At 66.1% G+C, this 1,012-nt stretch carries 2 protein-coding genes; both read right to left on the bottom strand.

The window, feature by feature from the left end; all coding sequences use genetic code 11:
• The coding region (locus tag EOM25_15345) for an acetyl-CoA C-acyltransferase (GenBank protein ID NCC26555.1) at positions 1 to 242 on the bottom strand (242 nt) is incomplete at its 3' end.
• Between the two features lie 22 nt (positions 243 to 264).
• Positions 265 to 1,012, bottom strand: a 748-nt coding sequence (locus EOM25_15340) for a M20/M25/M40 family metallo-hydrolase (protein ID NCC26554.1), incomplete at its 5' end; no start/stop codon positions are given.

The following is a 1,012-nucleotide window of genomic DNA, read 5'->3' as shown; positions in this document are numbered from 1 at the left end:
TCGGCCAGATAGACTGGGGTCCGACCGCCAAAGGTCCAGTTCTCCCGCACTCCCAAGGCGCAACCAACCAGGAGATCATCGACTTCGGCCGACTCGACTCCGGTTCTCTTCAAAACCTCGGGCAGGACCAGGGCCAGCAGGTCGTCGGCCCGCAGGGCGTGGAACCAGTCCCGCTCCGGATCCTTGGGTCTCGATCTGGACTGGGCCGTCCGCACATACCCGGCTATCACCACCTCTCGCATCGTTCCTCCATCGCCGTAAAGTTCATTCCGTCAATCCACACCACCGGGCCAGGAACAGAGCGTACACACTGGCCGTGTAGAGCACGCTGTCCAGGCGGACCCGTTCGTCCGGGCCGTGGATGTTCTCGGCCACCGGCCCGAAGCAGGTGGCCCGGGACGGTCCGGACAGAAAAAAGGCCCGCAGGTCCGTGGTGCAGGTGGCCGTGTAGATCTCGGGGGCCGAACCGGCCAGGCTCCGGTGGCAGTCGGCCAAGACCCGGAAGGGCTCCGGGGTTCCGGACACGACATGGCCTTTTGACCGGAATCCGAAGAACTCGACCTGGGGCGGATGATTCTCGTGCCAGGGATCGGCCACGGCCGCCCGGGCCACGCAAAGCCTGATCCGCTCGGCCGTGTCCTTGAAGCCAGTCGGCGGCAGAAAGGCCAGCCTGGCCTCGAAAAAAGCCTCGGCCGCCACCGTCGAAGGCCAATCTCCGCCCTGAATGCGGCCCACGTTCAGATGAATGGGGTGCTCCATGGCCTCCCAGGGTCCGGGCCTGGGTTCGCGGTTCATCTCGGCCTCAAGATCACGCAAAGCCTTGATCAGGGGCCAGCACTTCTCAATGGCGTTGGCCCCGGCCCCGGCCTGGAGCACATGGGTGGCCCGACCCCGGACCGAAACCCGGAACCAAAGGACTCCTGGCTGGGCCGTAAGCATGGTCGGCCCGAAGGGCTCGGGTATGAGCACGGCCTGGGCATCGAACCCGGCGACCCGGCAGGCCAGAGCCCCA

The sequence above is a fragment of the Deltaproteobacteria bacterium genome, from assembly GCA_009929795.1.
In the GTDB taxonomy this organism is placed as follows: domain Bacteria; phylum Desulfobacterota; class Desulfovibrionia; order Desulfovibrionales; family Desulfomicrobiaceae; genus RZZR01.
Note: the sequence above shows the minus strand (reverse complement) of the source record. Positions and strands in the feature narration are given on the sequence as shown.